The organism is Paenibacillus sp. sgz302191 (assembly GCF_057749925.1).
The window spans coordinates 74,549-94,788 of sequence record NZ_JBYLHY010000014.1; the positions used below are offsets into that span (position 1 = coordinate 74,549).

Here is a 20,240-nt window from a genome sequence, read left to right on the forward strand (position 1 = left end):
CTTGACAATAATCAATTTCGTCAAGTTTTGTCAAGTTAAAAGCCCATATTTTTGGAGGGAAGACCTTTGAGTTTAGCTATTGGAATCGACATAGGCGGAACGAAAACCGCCATCGGCATCGTGGATGCCCACGGCAGCATCATTGCCAAAAACGCATTGAAAACCGACCTCGCCGTTCCACCGGCGCAAATGGTGGAGCGAATCGCGGCCGACGTGCAAAAGCTGATCGCGGACAGCGGTGCAGACGCCGCCGCCATTCGCGGGATCGGCATCGGCGCTCCCGGACCGCTGGACCCTGCCGGCGGTAAAATTACTTGCCCGCCCAACTTGCCGGGCTGGCAGGATTTCCCGCTGGTGCAAGAGCTGGAGCGCTATCTTCGCTACCCGATCCGCATGGAGAACGATGCGACCGCCGCTACGCTCGCGGAAAAATGGGTCGGCGCCGCCAAGGACAGCGACCATTTCGTTTTCATCACGATCAGCACCGGAATCGGCTCCGGCATTTATTTGCACGGCAAGCTTTTGACCGGTTCCAGCGGCAATGCCGGCGATGCCGGGCATATGGTCGTTGACCCGTCCGCCGGGCGCTGCGTCTGCGGGCAGTACGGCTGCTGGGAATGGGTCGCTTCCGGAACCGCGATAGCGAGACAAGCCTCGGAACGGTTAGGAAGAACGGTTACTTCCAAAGAAGTATTCGAGCTTGCCGCCGGCGGAAACGCGGAAATGACCGAGCTGACGGCCAAAATGTACCATAACATCGGCGTCGGCTGCGTATCGCTCATCAACATTTTGGACCCGGACAAAATCGTCATCGGCGGCGGCGTGTCCCAAGTCGGCGAGCCGCTTTTTCAGGCTGTCAAAGCCTATGTATCCGCTCATGCATTGAACCCGACCGGACGCAGGGCGGACATCGTCCCGGCCTCGCTGCACACCGATGCAGGGCTGGTCGGCGCCGCGGCGCTCGTCCATCTTGCTTATTAAGCGTTCAAAAACTGAGAGGAGCTTGACAAACATGGAACCGATTTTTCTCGAACCGGTATTCAAAGACCGCATCTGGGGAGGCACGAAGCTGAAGGAGCTGTTCGGCTACGACATTCCTTCCGCGCTGACGGGGGAATGCTGGGCGGTCTCCGCCCATCCGAACGGCCAAAGCACGGCCAAAGGCGGGGCATTCTCCGACACGACGCTCGGCGAGCTTTGGGAGAAGCGGCCCGAGCTGTTCGGATCGAAGGCGGGCAAATTTCCGCTGCTTACAAAAATTCTCGACGCGTCGGACGATCTCTCCGTACAGGTTCATCCGGATGACGCTTACGCCATGGAGCACGAAAACGGCGAGCTCGGCAAAACCGAGTGCTGGTACATCGTCGACTGCGAGCCTGGGGCGGAAATCATTTTCGGCCACAGAGCGCAGTCCAAAACGCAGCTTGCAGCCATGATCCAGGCCGGCGAGTGGGACGAGCTGCTGTGCCGCGTCACCGTGAAGCCGGGAGACTTCTTTTACGTCCCCAGCGGAACGATTCACGCTCTCGGCAAAGGGATCGTCGTGCTGGAAACCCAGCAAAGCTCCGACACCACGTACCGGGTGTACGATTACGACCGCAAAGACGCGGCAGGCAACCTGCGCGAGCTTCATTTGGAAAAAGCGGTCGAGGTCACGACCGTCCCTCATCAATCGAGCGCAGCGGAATACCGCGTGGAGACCAGCGGCGGCGCCCGGATTACGACGTTCGTCTCCAATTCCTTTTTTACCGTGCAAAAATGGGACGTAAACGGCTCCTCCTCCTTCGCGGCTCCGGCCAAATACACGATCTTCAGCGTATTGTCCGGCGAAGGCGCGCTGCAAACGGAAACCGGCAGCTTCAGCCTGCGAAAAGGCGACCATTTCATTCTGCCGCTAGGATTCGGCAGCTACCGGTTGGACGGGCAGCTGGAACTCATCGTTTCCAGCGAGTAAGGCCAGCGGCCGGGCAGCAGCGCTCGGCAGTGCCGCGTGCTTGGGCGCTCGGCAGCGCCGCAGAGCTGGGGTCAAAAGCCTGCAATTGTGCAGGCTTTTTTGGCGAAAACGGCCCGTTTGGAGGAAAAGCCTGCGATTGTGCAGGCTTTTTCCTGTTCTGACGGGGCGGAGCCCCAAATGTTAGCGAAAAACCTGCAGTTTTGCAGGAATTTCGCCAAGGCGGCACATCCTGCGGTAAAAAGATGCACTTTTGCAGTTTTTTTGCTCAGCGCCACACCAAATGCAGATCACAGCGCGCGGTGTGCGTGGTGCGTTTGTGAAATGTGTGGTATGTTTTTTTTTGGGCTTGTGTGGTGTATGTCGTGTATCATGCGTGGTACGTTTGGGATATGCTGGTATGCGTGTTTTTGGTTTGTGTGGTGTGTACCGTATGACGTGTATCGTGGGTGGGTGTGCGCATGCATGGTAGGTGGCGTGTTGTATGTACGTGTGGTATGTACGTGTGGTATGTACGTGTGGTATGTACGTGTATCGTTTGTGGTGTGTACGCGTGGTTTATGTACCGTGTATCGTGTTATGTGTACGTGTGGTATGTGTCATGTATCGTTTGTGGTGTGTGCGTGTGGTATGTTCGCGTATCGTTTGTGGTGTATGCATATGGTATGTGTGCCGTGCATCGTGTTGTATGTGCGTGTGGTCTGTGCGTATAGTATGTCGTGTATCGTCTGTGATGTGTTGTGTTGTGTGCGTGTGAGGCGGGTGGTATATGGCACTGCATAGACGGCGGCCGACATGCGGCGGCCTGTTTCGCAGCAGTCCGGAGCGCCGCGCGGCACCGGCGGACTGCTGCTGCGCGGTTTCGCCCGCGGCGGCGGGGACGCGCATCAAAAAAAGGAGGGCCGGCGGCCCCCCTTTTTAAATTACACCTTGAATTTCCCGACAAGTGTTTGTAAATCTTCCGCCATGGATGCCAGCGAAGCTGCCGAGGAAGAGATTTCTTCCATGGAAGCCAACTGCTCTTCCGAGGCTGCGGACACGCTCTCCGTTCCTGCCGCCGCTTCTTCCGACAATGCCGCCACGACCTTGATCGAGCCCACGACCATATCTGCGCTTGCGGCCATTTGCTGGACGGCGGCGGACACTTCTTGAACTTGTCCGGCAACGTCGCCGACGGATTGCTGAATGTTTTCGAACGAGTGGCCGGCTTGCCGGATAATCTCGGTTCCTTCCTGCACTTCTTTGGTGCTCGCTTCCATAAATTGCACGGCTTTGACCGTATCGCTTTGAATATGGCGAATCAATGCGGTAATTTCGCTCGCGGACGAGCCGGATTGCGCGGCAAGCTTTTTCACTTCGCCTGCGACGACGGCAAAGCCCCGGCCGTGTTCACCCGCCCGCGCCGCTTCGATCGCGGCATTCAGGGCAAGCAAATTCGTTTGCGCGGCAATTTCCGTAATGGCCGAAACGATTTGCTCGACCTCTTGCGAACGGGTCGCAAAGCCTTTGATAACTTCCGATAACGATTGAATCGAGCGTTCGATGGACGCCATCTGTCCGACAGCGGTTTGCAGCGACCGGTTTCCTTCAATTGATGCTTCCGATGAATGGGCCGACGATTGCGAAATTTCTTGAATGCTGGAAGCGATTTGCCCGATTCCCATAGATATTTCATCGATGACGACTACGTTATGCCGCAAATCGGCAACCTGCTTTTGCGAACCGGAGGTGACGTCCTGCATCGTCAGAGCGATATGTTCCGTCGCTTGGCTCGTTTGTTGCGCGCTGGCCGTCAACTGCTCCGACGAGGATGCGACCTGGACGGAAGCGAATCCGACCTGCTGCATGATCGAACGCAAATTGCCGAGCATTTGGTTAAAATAACGCGCCAGATCGCCGATTTCATCTTTGGAGGCAACGGAAAGCTGCTTCGTTAAATCGCCTTCGCCCTCGGCTATTTCTTTAATTTGCAATGTTACCTGGCGCACAGGCTTCGTAATTTTATTGGCCAAAAAAAGCGCGATAAGCATCCCCGCTACGATGGCGGTAACCGTTACCGCTACATTGACCTGAAAAGACAGCTTTTGCCTGGAGTCGACCTCCCGTCTTTGCTCCACCACTTCTTTGGCAAGCTTGTCTTTGTAGGCGATCAGCGTATTGATGACAGGTTCAAAAGTAACTTCCGTATAGGCTTGCTGCGCCTTTTGAACGGCATTTTGTTGAAAAAGTATAAATGTAGCTTCGTTTCCTTTTTGGTACTTTTCCCACTCGGTGCTAAAAGATTTAAGCGCCTGCATCTCCGTTTCGTCATGCTGCTCAGCCATAACCTCCTGAAACTTGCTTGTGGCATCCTGCACATATTGCCGGTATTGGGCCAAAAACTTCTTTTTGTTCTCATCCGTAGCGCTCATCAGATACGATGCCCCGCTGTCGTCAGCAGTGCGGCCCAAATAAGTCAGATTTTGCAGCTCGGTCAATTCGGATGAAGCTTTGTTCATATCTCTCACAAGCAGATCGACTTGATACTGGGTCACGATGTTGCCTACGATCGCCGCCGTGAATAATACCATCACTACAATAAACCCCAAAATTAATTTGACACGAATGGACATCCGTAATCCTCCTCTAGTTGAACTTACTGATTTAGATTATCGGCATATTGAAGCTTTTCTTTTAGGCTATATGAATTCTCATGTTGATTTTAGATAAAAATAAACCACCTTCTTCCTAAAAGGCGGTTTATTGGAACAAAATCCCCGACACATACACGGCGGCAGCGACGGTTACGCTGCTGAGCAGCGTGGACAGCAGCACGGCCTGTGCGGCAAAATCGGGCTCGTTCCCGTATTCCAGGGCAAACACGGCGCTGTTTCGCGAGGTCGGGTATGAGCTTGCGATGAATAAAGCTTGCGCGGTCGTGCCTTCCAGCTGCAGGGCCGCAATGAGGCCAAACGCAATGGCCGGCGACAGCAGCAGCCTTGAGATCACGCTTGCCGCAAGAGGGAAGCTCAAGTGATTGAAGCGCAAATATGCGCTTTGCGCGCCAAGCGTGACCAGCGCGATCGCCAGAAAAGCGCCGGAAACATTTTGCACGGGATTCCACAAAAAAGACGGGATCGGAATGTCCGACAATTTGAGCAAAAAGCCGAGCGCAAACGCGTACATCATCGGATTTTTCAAAAGCTCCTTAACCAGCTTGCTTCCCTGGCTGCGAACGGAAACGGCGTTCATAAACCCGAACGTGTTGGTCAGGAAGTTCTGATAAATCATGACGATCACCTGCACGGAAAGCCCGACGGGATTATGTTGAAACACAAGCTGGCTAACCGGCAAGCCGAAATTGCCCGAATTGCTGAGGACGATGCTGTTGGTAAAGCTGGAAGCGAGCCCCCTGCCAAACTTTGATGCCTTTGCGACGGCTTTGCCGACCGCGATCAAGACCGCCGTTTGCAGCAGCAGAAAACCGGCAATTTGCAAAAGCGTGCCGCCGGCAAGGTTGCTCTGGTAAATATTCGTGAAGCTCACGCACGGCAGCAGGAAATACGCATTGATTTTGGAAAGCGTGTTCATATCGAAACGGAATATGCGATGCATCAGCGCACCGGCGGCGATCAGCAAAAATACAGGGAAAATCACATTCAGCAAAATCAGCGAAAATACGCTCATAACCCTTTCTCCTCGTCATCATGCATTTCTGCGCCATCGTTATCCTTCCTCGTTCACCAGCACGTTTCTGCCTCTCATTTTCAGAAACAGCGGAACCGTGATCCATAGCAGCCCGACGAACAGGAACGCGAGAGAAACCGGCTTTTGCACAAAGATCATGAAATCGCCGTTGGAAATCGTCAGCGCCCGGCGCATGTTGTTTTCCATCATCGGACCGAGAATGAGCCCGAGCACGAGCGGAGCAAGCGGGTAATCGTTTTTCGCCAAAAAATAGCCGACAATGCCGCAGCCCATAATGAGCAGCAAATCGAAGGTCGAATATTGCACCGCGTACACGCCGAATACGGAGAACACAATGATCAGCGGAATCAAATATTGGGTCGGAGTTTCGATCACTTTGGCAAACACTTTGACCAGCGGCATATTGAGAATGAGCAGCATCAGGTTGCCGACGAACATGCTCGCAATCACTCCCCAGGCAAGCTGCGGGTGGTCCTGGAACAGCAGCGGGCCCGGCTGGACATTGTACATAATGAAGGCCCCCATCAAAATGGCCGTCGTGCCCGAAGAAGGAATGCCCAAGCTGAGCAGCGGAATCATGGCGCCGCCCGAAGCCGCGTTGTTGGCCGACTCGGGCGAAGCTACGCCTTCGATTGCGCCCTTGCCGAAGCGCTCCGGGGTTTTGCTCAGCTTTTTCTCCACGATATAGGCGAAAAATGAAGCGAGAATCGCTCCCGCGCCGGGCAGCAAGCCGATAAAAAAGCCGAGAATGGAACCGCGGGCGATAGGAGCGGCGCTGTCTTTCAAATCTTTTTTGGTCGGGAGAATCCGGTTGATTTTGGCCAGTTCTCCGTCATTACTTTCCCGCTGCAAAATCGTTTTAAACACTTCGCCTACGGCAAAGGTGCCGACCGCCACGGTCAAAAATTCCAGTCCCTGATACAGCTCGGGAATGTTGAACGTAAACCGCTCGACGCCGGATACGCTGTCGATGCCGATCGTGGCCAGCAACAGGCCGAGCGCTGTCATCATCAGCGCCTTGACCATCGATTTGCCGGCCAGCCCGCTGATCGCGAGCAGACCGAGCACCATCAGCGAAAAATATTCGGCAGGGCCGAATTTGATGGCGACCTCGGACAGAGGCCGCGCCATGAAAATCAGGCCGATCAGCGAGATGATGCCTGCGGCGAAAGAGCCGATGGCCGAGATGGCCAGCGCCGCGCCCGCCCTGCCCTGTTTGGCCATCTGGTAGCCGTCCAGCGTCGTCACGACGGAGGAAGACTCGCCGGGGGTGTTCAGCAGAATCGAAGTCGTCGAACCCCCATACATGGCGCCGTAGTACACCCCGGCTAACAAAATGATCGAGCTTGTCGCCGCTTCCTCGGGGCTCAATCCGTTCGTCATCGTCGCCGTAATCGGAATCAGCAGCGCGACTCCGCTCATCGGGCCGATTCCGGGCAAGACGCCGACTACGGTCCCGATCAGCACGCCCATGAAAACAAACGCCAGATTGTGCCACTGCATCGCTGTACCCAGACCGTGAAGCAAGTATTCAACCGTGCTCACAACTATAACCTCCTAAAAGTTTTCCGCAAAAAACTTGGCTTCTGGCAGGAATATGCTAGGAAAAACCTAACCAAGCCGGGAAACCGGGCAGGGAACCGTCCAGCACATGGACGTAAAGATAATAAACGCCATAGGAAAAAGCTATGGAGATGAGCAGAGAAATCCATATCCTGCCCTTTTCCATCGTCTGGAAGCCGATCATCAAAAAGAGAAACGTCGAAATGACAAACCCGACATCCTCCAGAAAATAGGCGTACAAGACAGCCGACGCAAAAATGATGCCGAACCGCTTGTAGTCCAAATTTTCCTTGCGCTTCTCCGCCTGCTGATGGCGAAATGTTTCATAAACGAGCCTGACGCTCAGCAGCGCCAGGATAATGCCCAGCACCATCGGGAATATGTTCGCCCCGACATTGCTGCCGTAGGCGCTGGCCGAAATGCTGTTGCTGCCGACGACAAACAGCGTGCCTACGGCAAAAAATACGATTCCGGCATAACGGTCGAACGTTTTGTTCATTTTCAGCCATCTCCTGTTTAAAGACGCTCTTATTTTTGCATGCCCAGCGCCGTTAAAATATCTTTGACCTGCGTTTCCTGCTGCGCCAGATAAGCTTTGAAATCATCCGCTTTCTTGTACTCGGTCTGCCAGTTGTTGGCCTGTACCTCTTTTTTCCATGCGTCCGACTCCACCATTTTGCCCAGCGTGTCCTCCCAAAACTTTTTCGCGCTCTCGCTCATCTCTTTCGGTCCGAAAATACCGCGCCAAATCAAAAATTCCGCATCGATGCCCTGCTCTTTCATCGTCGGCACATCTTTCATGCTGCCGCCCAGCCGCTCGGGCGCCGCTAACGCCAGCACTTTGATTTTGCCGGCTTTCAAATACTGGTCCAGGGAGGAAGCGTCCGTCCCAAGAATGTCGGCATTGCCGCCGAGCAGCGCCGTTATCGCTTCGCCGCCGCCGTCATAGGAGACGTACTTCACTTTTTTCGGATCGATGCCGAATTTGAACGCCGGAAGAATCGAAACTACATGATCCATCGAGCCCGGAGCCGATCCGCCCGCTACCGTGAATTTGGCCGGGTCCGCTTTCAAATCGGTCAGCAGCGACTTCAGGTCGTTATATTTGGAGCTTGCGGATACCGCAACCGCGCCGTAGTCCTTGGTCAACTGCGCCAGCGGGGTCGTGTCCTTGTAGCCGTAAGGAGAGTTGCCCTCCTTTTTCAAATTGTTAATAAGGATCGGCGGCGAGTTGACGAATAGTTTATAGTTGTCCTTCACATCTTTGGTAGCGTATTCCGCCATGAAAACAGCGCCGCCTCCGCCCGGTTTGTTTTCCACTGTAATCGGTTTGTTCAGCGTTTTGGTGTCCGCCAATACTTTGACGATCGTGCGCGCGGTCATATCCCAGCCGCCGCCGGCGCCCGACGGAGCGATCAGGCTGAGCGCCTTTTCCGGATACTTGGAGGCCCCTGCTTGAGCAGTTGCGGCTGTCGTCGCCGCCGGAGCCTTCGCTGCCTCCTTGCCCGAGCCGCCGCTCGTTGAAGCCTGCTGGGCACCGCCGCCGCACGCAGCCAAGCTGAGCGCCAGCAAGCCGGCCGAAGCCGCTTTCCATGAAGCCGCAAAAATTCGTGTCATTCCAATACCCCTCCATGATAAATTGTATGTGTAAATGAATGCGCTTTCTTATAAACGTTTTCAGAATAACATGAGGCTTATGAATTGAATAGTTTAACGCGATTAACGATAAAAAAAGCGTTTTGCGCATTTTGTTCATATTGTTCACGGCGGGCTGCGGACTATTTTTAACTGAAATGATAGCGCTTTATGTTACAATAACAGCAAAAAAAGTGTGGTGCTTTGAGGACGATGCGTCTGCAAACGAAGCTTATTTTGATCATCTGTTCCCTGCTTGCATTTGTCATCCTTAGCCTTGGAGGCACTCTATATTATGTCATTTCCTCCGTACTGGAGGATCAGATCGGCACGCGTGCGCTGAAGGTAGCGGAAACTTTGGCTTCCATGCCCGATATCCGGGAAGCCTTCCATCAGCAAAACCCTTCCGCGATCATTCAGCCGATCGCCGAAAACATCAGGTTGAAAACCGATGCGGAATATATCGTGATCGGAAACCGGGAAGGCATCCGCTATTCGCATCCTCTGCCGGAGCGGATCGGCCTGGAAATGGTCGGCGGAGACAACGGCCCCGTCCTGGAAGGCCGGTCGATCATCTCGAAGGCGGTCGGCTCGATGGGCCCTTCCCTGCGCGGCAAAGCGCCTGTGCTGGATGCGGACGGCTCGGTTATCGGCATCGTGTCCGTCGGCTTTTTGACTGAGGATGTCGATCATATTACCGATGTTTATCAGGATCAAGTGTACCTGATTTCTTTTATCGTACTGACCGTCGGCCTCAGCGGCGCGGTGCTGATCGCCCGCAGTGTCCGCCGCTCCATCCACGGGCTGGAACCGCAAGAAATCGGCGCGCTTTATACCCAGAAGCAGGCCATTCTGGAATCGATCCGCGAAGGAATCATCGCCGTCGACCGGAAAGGCACCATTACGATGGCGAACCGCTACGCGCTGCAACTCCTGCGCATGCCGGAACATGCCGACATCGTGGGCCGGCAGGTGGAAGAAATGATACCGAACACCCGGCTTCATGAGGTCGTTCGGACAGGCGTCGCCGAATTCGACCGGGAAATGCTGATGGGCGATCATGAAGTTATCGTCAACAGGGTGCCGATGACCGATTTGCAGCACCGCGTGATCGGCGCCGTATCGAGCTTTCGCAGCAAATCCGAGCTGTACCGGTTAGCGGAGGAATTGTCCCAGGTAAAGCGGTTTGCCGACGCGCTGCGGGCGCAAACCCACGAGTTTTCCAACAAATTGTATGTCATCTCCGGCCTGATCCAGCTTGAATCGTACCAGGAAGCCGTCGAGCTGATTTCCCGGGAATCGAATGTGCATCAAAATCTGGTGCAATTTATTATGAAGGAAGTGCCTGATCCCATGATCGGAGGGCTCCTCATCGGCAAGTACAATCATGCGACAGAGCTTAAGCTGACGTTCGAGATCGACCCGGAAAGCACGTTCAAAGACATCCCTGATCAAGTCGACCGCAACTTGCTTGTTACGATCATCGGCAATCTGGTGGACAATGCGATGGAAGCTGTGCTTGCCGGGGCCAACAGGCATAACGGCCATGTCAAACTATTTTTGACCGATCTGGGAGAAGATTTGATTATCGAATGCGAAGACAACGGAATCGGCATTCCGGGCGAAACGGGCAGCGCCGTTTTTGAAAAAGGATTTTCGACAAAAGCGGGAGAAAACCGCGGCATCGGGCTTTCGCTCGTCCAGCATGCGGCAAGCAAGTTGAACGGATACGTCACCTACGGTAAAAATCCGGCAGGGGGCACGAACTTCACCGCCGCCATTCCCAAAAATAGCGAAGTCGCCGCAAGGAGGAATTTCAATGGACATTCGGCTCCATAAACCAAGCGTTGAAGTGCTGATTGTCGAAGATGACGTGAAAATCGCCGAAATCAACCGGAGATTCATCGAAAAAGTGCCCGGCTTTAAAGTCGTCGGCATCGCCACCGATGACATTCAGGCAAAAGAACAGCTGGAAGTTCTCGTTCCCCATCTGGTGTTCCTCGACATCTACCTGCCGAATGCGAGCGGCCTGGATATTTTGCAGTACATCCGGCAGCATTACCGCGAGACCGATGCCATTATGATTACCGCCGCCAAAGAAGTCGACGCGGTGCGCGAAGCCGTCCGCAGCGGGGCGTTCGATTACATCATAAAGCCGCTCGTCTTTAACCGGCTCCAGGAAACGCTCGTCCGTTACCTCGATTTTCGCCGCGAACTGAGCCGGTTGAACGAGAGCGCCAGCATCAGCCAAAGCGATGTCGACCGGCTGCTCTCGGGAACGGCCAAAAAAGAACCCGGCCCCGACGCAGCGCCATTGCCCAAAGGCATCGACAAATTGACGCTGGTCAAAGTTGTCCAGGCCATATCAGGCGCGCCGGCGGGATTGACGGCCGACCAGATCGCCAAGCTGATCGGCGTGAGCCGTTCGACAGGCCGGCGCTACCTGGAGCATCTGGTCGGGTCCGGCGACCTTTACGCCGATCTGTCCTACGGCGTCGTCGGCCGCCCCGAACGGGTATACCGCAGCAGGAAGTAGCCAACCAAGCGGCGGGGCGTGCGGGGGCGGCCCATTGCCCGGGCGACGAACTTCTGCGCCACCCCGACACGAGACGATGCAAAACATCGTCCGAGCATCAGGGGGGGGTTGGCGGGGCGACGTTTGGATGAAGACGCGTATACCTGTTTGTGAAGCAGCACAGAAGGCCGCAAACCTGCTAATGTGCAGGCTGTTGAGAAAAATGCACATTGACGAGGTGTGGTGCATCTCTATTAACGTGTTGAAAACCTGCGAAAGTCAGATTGTTGATAAAGTCTTGGGTTAGAGGAACCAGAGGGGCCACAGTCGTTCTTCCCCAACCTCCCCGAGTTGCGGTGCTGAAGTAAGCCGCACCTCTCCTGCATGGGTGGCAGAGCTGAAATAAGCCACTCCGCTCCTCCACGGGTAGCAGAGTTGAAGTATCCCATGCCTCTCCTCCGCGGGTTGCAGAATTGAAGTAAGCCATGCCTCTCCTCCACGGGTTGCGGGGCTGGATAAGCCACGCCTCCCCTCCGCGGGTTGCGGGGCTGGAATAAGCCACGCCTCCCCTCCGCGGGTTGCGGGGCTGGAATAAGCCACGCCTCCCCTCCGCGGGTTGCGGGGCTGGAATAAGCCACGCCTCCCCTCCGCGGGTTGCGGGGCTGAAGTGGGAGAGCAAAGCGGTCTGACAGGGAAAAAGCCTGCGAAAGTGCAGGTTTTTTTCACAAAAATGGCCCATTTTGGCGAAAAGCCTGCAATTGTGCAGGAATTTTCGGTTAAAACGGGGCTGAGGCCATGTTCGCGGCAAAAAGCCTGCACATTTGCAGGAATTTTTCACGGCCGGCGTATCTACCGAGCAAAAACTGTACTTTTGCAGGTTTTCTTTACGCAATCGGGCGGATAGTGCGACCGACTCTGGCTTGTGGGCGTGTGGGTTTCTGGGCAGCCTGGACGTAAAAGGATGTACTTTCTCCACAGCAAGTTTTCTGCGCATGACGACCAGGGGGTGCTGCCAACACGTCGCCGTCTAAAGAAAAAACGCCTCCCCGCGTACATAGGGGGAAGCGTTTGAGACACACCGGTTATTGCGATAAAACTTTTCTGGCTACGATCGTGAGGTCCATGATGTCGACTTTGCCGTCGTGATTGACATCCGCAGCCGGCAGCCAGTTCGGGCTTGCCGAAGTTTCGCCGTAGTGCGCCGCCACCATTGCCAAATCGCCGATGCTGAAGCGGTCGTCCCCGTTCACATCCCCTGGAGCGGCTACGTTCACCGAGGCCAGGAACGTCTGAATCGCGGCGTTCAGCTGAGTGACCGCCTGATTGATTTGCGCCTGCGTCGATGACGGGTTGTCGGCAACCGCCTTGGCCTGATCAATGGCAGCTTGCAGGGCGTCGATTGCAGCCCGCGGATATTGACCGGCTTTCGTGCCTTCCACTGCCGTATCATGCTTCGACTGTGCGTCTGCGATCAGCGAACGCAGCGCAGCCGTATCCGTAACGATCAATTGCAGGCTGTGGGAAGCCCCGGCTAATTGCCGTTCTTCGCCGTTTCTGTCGGCCACCACGACATCCGACATATACACGGTACTTGTCACCGACTGCGCCAGCGGGTTCACCTTGAAGTTCAGCTTCAATATTTGCCCGCTGTTCGCTGCAGTTATCGCATGCTCCGCGCCCTGGCTGGCCGCAATGATACGAATATGTCCCGGCGTCTCGGTCTGGCCTACGACCGCTACGCCGTCGAGCAGCGGTTCGGCGGAAACAAATTGCAGCTGGCCCGGATGATAAGTGACGGTCAAATCCTGGGCGTAAATGCTGCCATACACCGAATCGGTGACGGCGTTTCTAAGGCCGTAGGTCAAATCGAAAGACTGGCCGGCCTGAACGCTGTCCGTTCCCGTTAAAGTGGCTGACGCATTTTCGTCGACGATGATGATCCAACTGATCTGCGGGTCGGAGTTGGTTGCAGGCGCAGAAGCGGACCTGTGAACCGTTACCTCCAGGTGCCCGTCGGTTACTTTCACTTTGTCGTATCCGAGCGAATCGTAAGCATCGGTAAACACGTATCCGCTCGTTTTCGTTTCTCCGTTGATGCGGATATCCGCTTTACGGTTCCCTTTGGAATATTGGTACCAAGGATCGTAAAGACCGACGTACACCGTATAGGCGCCATTGCCGAGATCGAACTTATACGTCAGATCGTCCCCGGCATTGCTGGCGAGATAGCGCAGAGATGCGTACAGATTGCCCGAAGCGTCGCCGGAAGTTTTGGTGCTGTTGCCGACGTAGCCCCATGTTTTGCCGTTCACCGGATCGTACTGCTGGTCGATGACGGACTTGTTGATCAGCGTATTTTGCATGTATGAGCTCCAGATGCCGTAATCGCTCGTCGCCGCCCCGCCTGCATGCACAAAATACAGCACGTGGTCGGGCACAACGACAATCTGGATCTTGATGACCCGGCCGGCCAAAGCGGTCAGCGTGCCGTTCACGGAAACCGTACCCGGCTTGGCGAAATCGGCTGCGTTCAGCGACCAGACGACCGGCGTATCCTTGATCGTACCGTCCGTGTCGGTCACATTCAACACAGCGGGCAAAACGGGAGGCTGGCCGACAGCGGCTTTTTGCGGCAGTGCAGTATTCACCGCAATTTTTCCCATGCTGTCAAGCAGGCTCAAATTCCACTGATCGTACCATTTCAGCGCAATTTCGTCGTTTTGCCCGAATTCGACCGGCAGCCAAATGTATCTCGAATCTTTCAAATTGCTTTCATTCCAACGGTCGGCCATGAAAATGAACTTCCCTTTGGCAGGGTCGACGGGCAGCACATACGTGCTTTGCGAATCGAACGTCGTCGAAGCTTTCGCTCCCACGGAAGGATCGCGCATCGCTTTCCACTCACCGAAAATCCGGTCGGCCACCGTATACATCGCGCGGTTCGGCGCCCATCCTGTAGCGCCTGAAGTGATCAAGTAGTATTTGCCGCCATATTTGAACATTGCGGGCGCCTCGCGCTGCGCGCCGGGAAAGACGCGGATGTAATCGACGCCGTACTGGGCTTTGTAGGTCGTATCGCGGGTTTCCAGACCATCCTTATGCCAGCCGACGATATCCGTATACGAGTCATTGAGCTTTGAAATATAAATCGTCATATTTTCTTCGCTGGAATAAATCAGATAGGCCGTGCCGTCATCATCCTTGAACAAGTTCATATCGCGCGCCATGCCGGGCTGGTTCGGCTGGCCGTCATACGTGGCCCCGGGCGGCACGCGATCCATGCGGTTGCTCACCTGATAGACGAAAGGCCCCGTCGGCGAATCGCTAAGCGCATAACCGGCTTCGGCTTTTGCATAATTCGCGGTGGAAGTGGCGCTTGGCCCGTCCGTATGCATCCACATAACATATTTATGCGTTTTTTCGTTATAAATCACCTTCGGCCTTTCGATGATCCGCTGGGTACCGATGTCGTTGAAAATATCCGCACGGTCCGTTCGGCCGGCATAAATCCGGGAAATAAGCGGATCGGTGTCAAATTGCTCCAACGACCCGATTGCGGTTAAGGCAAGACCTTTGTCTTCCCAATTATAAAGATCCTTGGAAGCATACACTCGCACTCCTCTGGCGGGAAGGTAGCCGTTCGTTTTGTCTTCGCCGTACCAATAATACGTTTGGCTCGGCTCATCGTAGAGCATGCCGCCGCCATGCGCCTGAATGGGCGCCCCGTTCGTGTCTCTCCAGACAGCTCCCGGCGTAAAAGAGTTATAGACCATGTCCGGCGCCAATCCGGCTACCGCCTGGGCCAGATTTTCCATGGCTGCGCGAATTTCATTTTGCTTCGCAGCCACGTCCGCAGCGCCGCCGGCAATGCTCGTTGCCAGAGCGTTGGCGTCAGCGATCACGGCATTCAGCAGCTGCACCGTGTATTTGCTGTAGCCCGGCTTTGCGGCTTCCGCCTGTGCCGCCGCGATTTTGGCCTGCAAGTCGGAGAGCGGGATGAGCGTATTTTTGCGAACAATAATGTAGTTGACCAAGGGGTCATTGTAATTGCTCAAAGCCGCCGTAGACGGCCCTTGAATATCGACGTTCAGTTCGCCGTCGCCGACGTGCGTCTTCGTATAAGTCACTTCCTTCTCGGCGCCGTAGCTGCCGATATCGTAATCGCCGCCCGACACATTAGTGCCTTCGAGCACAATGTTGACGCTTCGGCCGCTCCACGGATTTTTAAAACCCAAAGTTACATCGTAATCGCCTTCCGGCAGCTCGAACTTGTAGCTCAACGCTTTGCTTCGCACTTGCGTTCCATTATAATAGCGGAGCGATCCGTATTTATTGGCGGCATTGGTGACGTTTGTTGCGCTCGTTGTGGTGGTCAGCCCCCATTTTTTTCCGGTGACCGGATCTTTGCCGTAGATCTGCTCCGTGCTGCTGGCGTACAAGCCCATTTTATCCGTACCTTCGACCGTAGCGGGCATAGGGTCTCCGGCGTTGACGAAGTAAAGAATATAATCGTTATCTTTCAACTGCTGCTCCGTTAGACCCGTATCCGCCGCTGCGGCAGGCGCCGCGTAAGCGAACGACAAACTGCCGAATAAGGTCAAAGCGAGCGATAACGCCTGAATTCTGCTTTTGCGCAATGAAGATCCCTCCTATAAATGTTTGTTTAAAATCTTTTCCGATACATTTTGTATCAAGACGAGCACGACAATGCCTTTCAAGACAAGCCGTCGCATTCGGCCAAAACCTTTCCCTAAGCTCCTTTCGCCAAATTTGTATTCGCTTTCATTTTGCCGGTGCAATTCAACATTATAAACGCCTTCCTTCCGGAGCGTCACTTCATATTGCCGGTTTTTATGCACTTTTTATTAAAAAACGGGTGGACATTTCCAACTTTTATGAACTTTTCGGCGGTAAAATGAAAAAAACATGCATCCTGCAAGCATTGCAGCATACATGTTTGATACCCGATGCGCCCCTAACACAGAGAAAGCCCGTGGGCAAAACAAGCAGCAGCCCATCCGGGAGCCTAGTCAAGCCGCTCCATTTCGTCAAGACAACAGCAGCGAGATGGCAATGATCGCCAGCGGAAGCAGCAATGTAGCGCCGAGCACCACCCAACTTAACGGCTGCGCCATATTCAGCGTCCACCCCACGCCAATACGTTTGTCAACAAACAACGACGGATCCTCGGGATTGTAATACCACATACCTCCCCCACGCCAATGACGGTCATCGGAGGAAGGGCCGTATTGCGACTGGTCGATACCTTTGCTGCTGAGATACACCATAAATCCGGCGACGCCGAAAACAATAACGATCGGCAGCGCCAATGCCGCCCCTATCACTGCATTCATGGACCAGCCATACAGCATAGACGCCTGAATATAGCTAAAAAAAGCGATAACAAACAAAGACAGGACGAACAAAAAAATCGAGTTGGCCCAGCGAAACCGCAGTTGCTTCTCCATCGATTCCCCGGGGCTGTTCGGATCCAACTGCTGTTTGGCCAATCGGATGATGACGTTGATGGACGCAAAGAGGGCGGTCATCAGCAATTGAATGATATTGAGCGTAAAGACGGAACCGAAGCCTTTCGCGGAATATTTGTCCGGTCGGCCGTTGGCGCCGTAATGGGTTGCCAGCGTATCGGGAATCCGGTCCCAAAAGGCGATAGCGCAAATGACCGATACGGCGATCAGAACCAGATGGATGGCATACCATCCGTTGCCGAGCGCCAGCCGCTGTCTACGGAAGTGCAGATTTGCCACTCGCCGGCGGAAGTCCGCAGGCTGTTCCCAGCCTCTCTCCTCCTTGATCCGGCGCGCGGCGCGATACCCCGCCATAACGGCAATCGCAAAGCCCGCGGTTTGCAGCACGGTTGCCGTCAAAAACGCCGCCGCGGGATTCCATCCGAACAACCATCCCGCCACAGCGCCCAGGGCGGCTCCGCATACGAAATTAACCCATCCGTGAACGATATAACGGCGTCTGATTGCGATGACACCGGAATCGCGGCGCATTTCAGCCGGCACGAACACGCCGAACAAAACGGCCCGGCTCCCCAAATACGGCAGCATCAGCAATAAAATGCCGACCGAAACATACATAGCGCCTACAAAAGCCCAAATCCACCATTCGTCGATCATTGTTCATGCCCCCCTTCTTTAGCACTGCCTCCGCGATAAACTTCCGCGCACACGCGCAAAAATTCCTCCTCCGGCATCCCTCTGACGATCGCCTCCGCCGCTAACGTGCGAAGCTGCCTCCGCAGCTTGCTTTTGAACGCTTCGGTCACGCCCGGCATGCCTTCCGGCTGTACGATGACACCCTGCTTGCGGTGAACCTGCAAAAACCCTTCCTGCTTCAAGCTCTGGTACGCCTTGTTCACAGTGTGCAAATTAATGCCCAGATCCGCTGCCAAACTGCGTACGGAAGGAAGCGGTTCTCCCGGTTTCAATTCGCCAGAGGCGATGCCTTCCACAAGCTGCTCGGCAATTTGCGCGTAGATCGGCACCTCCGACTGCAAATCCAGTTCGATGAACATGGCAAACATCCTTTCTCTCTCAGACGGGAAAAATCAATTAGACATAACGTGTATTTCGTATATCTGTTATATCTTATATATAACATATATGCAGGATAATATCAAGGCGGCATTTAATGACAAGCCAAATAAGCACCCTGCGGGTGATATATCCATTTTGGCAGCAAAATCGGGGAAGCAAGCTTCTTGCAACTAAGCACTTTTTGCGCCCAAGCCCTGCTTGCATTTAGTAAGAAGGTGGTAAGGGAAAACGCAGCTGCAAAGGCCGCTGTTGCAAAACCCTCGCGTCAGAGGCGATGACCACAATCTGTCTGGCTGTACGAAGAAAACCTGCAAAAATACATGAATTTGCACCCTTGACCGCTGGCCACCGAAAATTCCTGCACTTTTGCAGGCTTTTTGCCAAAACAAGCCATTTCCTGAGGAAAAGCCTGCACTTTCGCAGGTTTTTTTCCTTGCCTCGATGTCTCCTGCCCATTTTGTTCAGTCTTGCGGTCTCATAAGGAAACAGGACTCGAAATTAAACACCCATTTTGCCTGATACGGCAATGAAAAAAGCAGCTGATCATTTTGATTAGCTGCTGTCGTAACTTATTCAACTATTTTATTTCTTTTCCGATACAGCAAAGTAATTTTCTTCATTATCTGCGAAGTTAAAAACTCTGCCGGAGGGAAGTTCCACTATTTGTCCAACTTTGATATTTTTGTTTTTCAGATCGCTATACAACTCATCAAAATTGTCTGTGAAATACATGATAGATGGCGTTCCAAGATTCATTTCAGGGTTCATTTTGGCAACGAACTCTTTACTATGAAGAACAATGCTCGTTGCTGCACCCTTAGGAGCGACTTCGATCCATCTCATCGGACCATTGGTTACTTCCGCGATGACCTCGAAGCCAAGCTTTTTTGTCCAAAAATCTCTGGATGCGTCTTGGTTATTCACATACAACATAACTTGCCCAATTTTGTTAATCACAATTTATACACTCCTCATATGGAATAATTTACGGCTCAAGCCCGCATTTTCTTTCTAGCTAACTTTACTTAAGCGACTCCAAAAGCTCGCTCAATCATTCCAGGTTTCGGCAATTCCTTGCAGCATGCCCATGTCCATAACGGTTTTAAGGGCCTCTGCCGACGCATATTCAGACCGGTTTACCAATTAGGTCTTGCCGCGCTCGAGACCATTTCGTTTTTTGACATGGTATTGCACCTCCTAAATGAATGATGTTATGGTTTTTCCTTATTCTGCAGTTCAAGCAAGTAATTGCCCAAGTTATCAAAACGGTCTTCCATAATAGGCTGGAAGGACTGCAGTATTTAACAGTTTCTTGTTTAATCTTCTCCGTTATTCAGGATAACTTTCATCCTACGATTCAAAAATTCCCAATCAGGAATATTCCTGTAAAGGAATATTCCAAATGAACTTCCCTTACAAATTTAAAGGTGACATTGTATCGGCTCATGATTCAACATCAAGCGTTTCATCGAGGGGCAAAATTCAATGAAAAAAATTATGATTCCCTACTTGTCCCAGGCTTTCCACGAATCAAGGAATGGGCATATGCCGGATTGGTCTTCGATTTGACCGGCGGCGCTATGTATGCAACCATCGCTGTGGGCGGCCTTTCGGGCGATCAAAAATGAACTACTGAATCTATACGTTTTTAAAATGAATTGCGCATACTAAGAGATGAGTTTAAGTCCGACAGCAGCAGCTAGTACCATGGCAATGAAGAGAATACGTCGCCATTCTTTGGATTCACCGAAGAAAAACATACCAACTAAAGCGCCACCGACAGTACCAATACCTGTCCATATTGCATAAGCCGTACCCATCGGAAGACTTCTCAATGAATAACTCAAACATATGAAACTAAGAATGATCCCCCCGGCAAAGAGCAGATAAGCCTTTACGTTATTGTCACGTTTGATCCTATTCATTCCGAGCACACCTACTACTTCAAATAGGCCAGCGAAAATTAATGATAACCATGCCATCAACCCGATACCTCCTTAGTTTTTGGTGAGGCACCGACTAATTTCAATCCCAGTACACCCGCCAAAAGTAATGCAATGAGTAATAGTTTGGTCAATTTAACCGGTTCATCGAATAAAATCATCTCAGAAAGTACGGTCCCGGCAGTCCCAAGGCCTGTGAATACCGCATAAACCGTACCCACAGGTAACCTGGTAGATGCAATAATGATTAAGCCAAACGATATGACGACGGCAGCAGCAGTCCCCACCCAAGTAAATAAATCATCTGCATGCTTAAAGCCAATGACCCACATAACCTCAAATAACGCACCTATAATGATTAAAATCCAACTACGATTCAT

At 53.3% G+C, this 20,240-nt stretch carries 17 protein-coding genes and 1 pseudogene; 6 read left to right on the forward strand and 12 right to left on the reverse strand.

Features of this window, described 5'->3' with window-relative positions; all coding sequences use genetic code 11:
• The first annotated feature begins 66 nt into the window (after nucleotides 1-66).
• On the forward strand, nucleotides 67-981 hold the full coding sequence (locus tag AC3G2T_RS20725; RefSeq protein ID WP_488436724.1) for an ROK family protein: 915 nt from the start codon (nucleotides 67-69) through the stop codon (nucleotides 979-981).
• Between the two features lie 31 nt (nucleotides 982-1,012).
• Nucleotides 1,013-1,954 (forward strand): mannose-6-phosphate isomerase, class I, encoded by a 942-nt coding sequence (manA, locus tag AC3G2T_RS20730; protein WP_488436725.1) that lies wholly within the window; start codon nucleotides 1,013-1,015, stop codon nucleotides 1,952-1,954.
• A 920-nt stretch (nucleotides 1,955-2,874) separates the two neighbouring features.
• Here the strand turns inward: manA and AC3G2T_RS20735 are convergent.
• The 5 genes from AC3G2T_RS20735 to AC3G2T_RS20755 all read right to left on the reverse strand — a co-directional run bounded on the left by AC3G2T_RS20735 (nucleotide 2,875) and on the right by AC3G2T_RS20755 (nucleotide 8,818).
• Entirely contained in the window at nucleotides 2,875-4,563 is a 1,689-nt protein-coding gene (locus tag AC3G2T_RS20735) for a methyl-accepting chemotaxis protein (RefSeq protein WP_488436726.1), read from the reverse strand.
• 127 nt (nucleotides 4,564-4,690) lie between these two features.
• Nucleotides 4,691-5,617, reverse strand: coding sequence for an AEC family transporter (locus tag AC3G2T_RS20740; RefSeq protein ID WP_488436727.1), 927 nt, complete (start codon nucleotides 5,615-5,617; stop codon nucleotides 4,691-4,693).
• 39 nt (nucleotides 5,618-5,656) lie between these two features.
• Entirely contained in the window at nucleotides 5,657-7,183 is a 1,527-nt protein-coding gene (locus tag AC3G2T_RS20745; RefSeq protein ID WP_488436728.1) for a tripartite tricarboxylate transporter permease, read from the reverse strand.
• Between the two features lie 55 nt (nucleotides 7,184-7,238).
• Nucleotides 7,239-7,700: a tripartite tricarboxylate transporter TctB family protein gene (locus tag AC3G2T_RS20750; RefSeq protein ID WP_488436729.1), complete on the reverse strand. Its 462-nt coding sequence runs from the start codon at nucleotides 7,698-7,700 to the stop codon at nucleotides 7,239-7,241.
• A gap of 29 nt (nucleotides 7,701-7,729) precedes the next feature.
• Nucleotides 7,730-8,818 (reverse strand): tripartite tricarboxylate transporter substrate binding protein, encoded by a 1,089-nt coding sequence (locus AC3G2T_RS20755; protein ID WP_488436730.1) that lies wholly within the window; start codon nucleotides 8,816-8,818, stop codon nucleotides 7,730-7,732.
• A 231-nt stretch (nucleotides 8,819-9,049) separates the two neighbouring features.
• Between AC3G2T_RS20755 and AC3G2T_RS20760 the strand changes: the two genes are divergently transcribed.
• From AC3G2T_RS20760 to AC3G2T_RS20770, 3 genes are all read left to right on the forward strand, one after another.
• Nucleotides 9,050-10,675, forward strand: coding sequence for an ATP-binding protein (locus AC3G2T_RS20760; RefSeq protein WP_488436803.1), 1,626 nt, complete (start codon nucleotides 9,050-9,052; stop codon nucleotides 10,673-10,675).
• Nucleotides 10,656-11,372: a response regulator gene (locus AC3G2T_RS20765; RefSeq protein WP_488436731.1), complete on the forward strand. Its 717-nt coding sequence runs from the start codon at nucleotides 10,656-10,658 to the stop codon at nucleotides 11,370-11,372. The genes AC3G2T_RS20760 and AC3G2T_RS20765 overlap by 20 nt, the downstream gene beginning before the upstream one ends.
• A gap of 646 nt (nucleotides 11,373-12,018) precedes the next feature.
• Nucleotides 12,019-12,255, forward strand: a complete 237-nt coding sequence (locus tag AC3G2T_RS20770; RefSeq protein WP_474684658.1) for a hypothetical protein — start codon at nucleotides 12,019-12,021, stop codon at nucleotides 12,253-12,255.
• A gap of 178 nt (nucleotides 12,256-12,433) precedes the next feature.
• On the opposite strand, the gene AC3G2T_RS20775 is transcribed toward AC3G2T_RS20770, so the two are convergent.
• From AC3G2T_RS20775 to AC3G2T_RS20795, 5 genes and pseudogenes are all read right to left on the reverse strand, one after another.
• A complete protein-coding gene (locus AC3G2T_RS20775) occupies nucleotides 12,434-15,988 on the reverse strand; it encodes a cohesin domain-containing protein (RefSeq protein WP_488436732.1) in 3,555 nt (1,184 codons plus the stop codon).
• Nucleotides 15,989-16,399: 411 nt separating this feature from the next.
• A complete protein-coding gene (locus AC3G2T_RS20780; protein WP_474684656.1) occupies nucleotides 16,400-17,497 on the reverse strand; it encodes a DUF1648 domain-containing protein in 1,098 nt (365 codons plus the stop codon).
• Nucleotides 17,494-17,895: a GntR family transcriptional regulator gene (locus AC3G2T_RS20785; protein WP_488436733.1), complete on the reverse strand. Its 402-nt coding sequence runs from the start codon at nucleotides 17,893-17,895 to the stop codon at nucleotides 17,494-17,496. Before AC3G2T_RS20785 ends, AC3G2T_RS20780 begins: the two co-directional genes overlap by 4 nt.
• A gap of 604 nt (nucleotides 17,896-18,499) precedes the next feature.
• The gene (locus AC3G2T_RS20790) at nucleotides 18,500-18,874 is read right to left on the reverse strand and encodes a VOC family protein (protein WP_488436734.1); all 375 of its coding nucleotides are present in this window, start codon (nucleotides 18,872-18,874) and stop codon (nucleotides 18,500-18,502) included.
• A gap of 64 nt (nucleotides 18,875-18,938) precedes the next feature.
• Nucleotides 18,939-19,060: pseudogene (locus AC3G2T_RS20795) on the reverse strand (SRPBCC domain-containing protein); the annotation flags it as partial.
• A 302-nt stretch (nucleotides 19,061-19,362) separates the two neighbouring features.
• Between AC3G2T_RS20795 and AC3G2T_RS20800 the strand changes: the two are divergent.
• Nucleotides 19,363-19,545, forward strand: a complete 183-nt coding sequence (locus tag AC3G2T_RS20800) for a hypothetical protein (RefSeq protein ID WP_488436735.1) — start codon at nucleotides 19,363-19,365, stop codon at nucleotides 19,543-19,545.
• A 39-nt stretch (nucleotides 19,546-19,584) separates the two neighbouring features.
• Here AC3G2T_RS20800 and AC3G2T_RS20805 read toward each other — a convergent pair whose 3' ends face one another.
• Together AC3G2T_RS20805 and AC3G2T_RS20810 are read right to left on the reverse strand one after the other, a co-directional pair.
• Entirely contained in the window at nucleotides 19,585-19,899 is a 315-nt protein-coding gene (locus tag AC3G2T_RS20805) for a DMT family transporter (protein ID WP_488436804.1), read from the reverse strand.
• Nucleotides 19,899-20,240, reverse strand: a complete 342-nt coding sequence (locus AC3G2T_RS20810) for a DMT family transporter (protein WP_474684652.1) — start codon at nucleotides 20,238-20,240, stop codon at nucleotides 19,899-19,901. The genes AC3G2T_RS20805 and AC3G2T_RS20810 overlap by 1 nt, the downstream gene beginning before the upstream one ends.